Below are 2,759 nucleotides of genomic sequence, written 5' to 3' on the forward strand. Positions count from 1 at the left end.
TTGGCGAGCGTCTCAGCCAGAGCGGCAGCCTGCTGCTCGGTGCGTGCTGACAAATCAGTGTTCCCGACGGCGATCTTGCTGGAGCTGCTGTAAATGGATGCGGCGCTGTCACGCACGGAAAATACGGTGTCATAAAGCGATTGCTGCATCTGCTGGATATTGTTACCCAAAACACCGATTTCATTTTCACCGGTCGGGATATTCGGTTGAGTTAAGTCCCCATGTGCAATGGCCTGAACGCGGGAAACCCAATACCGAGTAGGATTGATAATGACGCGGCGAATAATGATAAAGGTCATAAAGACGAGGACCAGCGTCAGTATGAAGGAAGCGCCCATCAGAACATAACTCAGCCGTGAATTGCTTTGGGCATTGTCGTTGATCGCCTTTTCTCTTTCGACACGGTACAGATAAGAGGCTTTTAGCGGCACATCATATTTAACGTCTAAATCATCGACGACATCAGACTCGAAATTATTGATCTCCTGAGCCGTTCCTGTTTTAGCCAGATTAAACATCGGGGTGATGCCGATGTTAATGTAGTCATTGTATCGGCTTTCAAGTTCGCGATCGCGAGAGAGCTCGGATTCAGCACGATTGCCTCGTTTGATATAACCACTGAACATTTGCTGCGACATCGCAAGGCGCATCTCCGCTGCGCTCATGCTGGCATTATAACGATCCATCTGTCCGTTATTTCTGCTGTTAGCAGCATGCATGAGGTTCATTCGCGCCGCGCGCATATGGTTTGCGCTGTCAACCAGCTCCATACGCACATTCAGTTCCCGGTTGGAATCATCCAGGGACAACTTGCCCTGCCACAAAAAATAAGACGCCGTGCCAATTGCCGCGGCGAACAAAACTAAAACGACGGAGAAGACGAGGATGAAGAGCGGGGTCAGTCGTAGATTTTGCCTACTACTCAACGCGACTTTTTCCTTGCCATCCGCGTCTCCCTCGACGGACACCCATTCCTTAAGATCATGACTCATATTATTTTCCCACAAGATTGTATATTTAGGCTTGGTTATGAATATTGGATATTTCCAAAATCAATATCGGCATTCGAACGAGGAAATTGATTTTTTCTTTCACTACGATGAAAAACCCTTTTTTATCAATGGTTGTTGTTAGTCACCTCAATAATTGCAATGTGACATTTTTTATAATGAATAATAATCCGTAGCAATAGATACAATACGAAATAGGGTGTCGATTTTTCTGAATGCCGCGTTCTTTTCCACTATAATGGCGGTCCAATCCTCACGCGGAATGAGAGCTATGACCAGATTAACGCAGAAAGACATGACCGAAAGCGAGCAACGTCAACTCAAAACCCTGCTCGACCAGGAAAGGAAGAAGCACGGCCGACCGCTGACCAACTCAGAAAACAACCACCTGAAGGACGAGTTCATCGATAAGCTGATGCGAGAAAGGGAAATGGTCGCCAAACAAGCCCGCGCAGAAAAAAAGAAAAACAAATTTAAACCTGATACCTCCGCAACTTATCAGTGGTCTGCAAACACTCATCTTCGTGGTCACCGTTAAATGATTATTGAGCCATTTAACGCTCAATAATATCGTTCTCAACAACACAAAAATAATGCTCCTCCTTATCAGTGGAGGGGGGGTGTTTTTAGCCATTTCATATTAAGATAAATAACCTTGATTGAGTCCCTTCTCTGTTTTATAAACCTAGCGCCCCAAAGGATTATATAAATGGAAGGCGGGATTTTAGTATGAATACACCCCCTAAATATCTCGTTTAAATATTTCACTTTGGGTTTCCATTATTTTCTTAATAAATTCATATCGGACGTGAACATGAAAAATAAAACACTTCTATTAATTTCCTTATTAATATCGCTTTCGTCAACGGCATTCAATAATGCGCACGCCTCTTGGGGCATCAACGATGTCTGTCGGGGCAATGCAACGGCAACCGGCTCTGGATATTCCGGCGGCGCTCTGCTGTTGGATCCGATATCCAGCGACATGGAAATTACGGCACTAAATAGCAATCAGCTGAACTATAACGGCATCAACGCCGCTATGGCGGGGGCTTATCTCAAAGTGACCGGTCCTAAAGGCAGCACGACGGTGTATGTCACCGACATTTATCCTGGGTCCAGTGATTGTGCATTAGATTTATCTTATAACGCCTTTCAAAAAATAGGTGACTTGCAGGACGGCATAATCAATGTCGAATGGCAACTGGTGGAAGCGCCGGTGTCAGGCAACGTTATTTATCGTATCAAAGAAGGTTCCAACCCTTATTGGGCTGCCGTACAGGTGCGCAATGCCAAATATCCTATTATCGCAATGCAATATATGAAGGATAACAATTGGGTGACCGCCCCCAAAATGAGCTATAACCACTTCATCCTGGAGAATTTGGGAAACAAGGTTACTCAGATTAAATTTACCGATATCAAGGGGCGTCAGTTAGAAGATGTGTTGCCGCAACTGCCGGAAAGCACGTCTCAGGCCTATATGGTGGTCGGCAACGTTCAATTGCCCTAATGCGCGCAAAGTGTCGATGAACTTAAGGGTTATTTGACCCTACTCGACACTCGCCCTTTGATGATGGCCAGGCAGGCTCCCTTCCCGGCCATTTTTATTGCCCCCCGTCAACGCACTCTGCGGTCGATCGTTTACCCTTATGCTTTCCCGTTTTGCGTCTGACCCAAAGTCTGTGAAAAAATAGACATCATCTTGTTCTCAAACTTATTTTGAAGCGTGTTACACGCCGGAGATTC

General features: G+C 45.6%; 3 protein-coding genes. 2 read left to right on the forward strand and 1 reads right to left on the reverse strand.

Annotation, left to right across the window (positions count from 1 at the left end):
• A partial coding sequence (locus AU511_RS16645; protein WP_139829417.1) for a Tar ligand binding domain-containing protein occupies positions 1–992 on the reverse strand: 992 nt, incomplete at its 3' end.
• A gap of 289 nt (positions 993–1,281) precedes the next feature.
• Here AU511_RS16645 and AU511_RS16650 point away from each other — a divergent pair.
• Entirely contained in the window at positions 1,282–1,548 is a 267-nt protein-coding gene (locus AU511_RS16650; protein WP_094110347.1) for a YjbD family protein, read from the forward strand.
• Positions 1,549–1,824: 276 nt separating this feature from the next.
• A complete protein-coding gene (locus AU511_RS16655) occupies positions 1,825–2,523 on the forward strand; it encodes an expansin EXLX1 family cellulose-binding protein (protein WP_094110348.1) in 699 nt (232 codons plus the stop codon).
• Positions 2,524–2,759 lie beyond the last annotated feature (236 nt).

Source organism: Lonsdalea iberica, from assembly GCF_002111585.1.
GTDB classification, from domain to species: Bacteria; Pseudomonadota; Gammaproteobacteria; order Enterobacterales; family Enterobacteriaceae; genus Lonsdalea; species Lonsdalea iberica.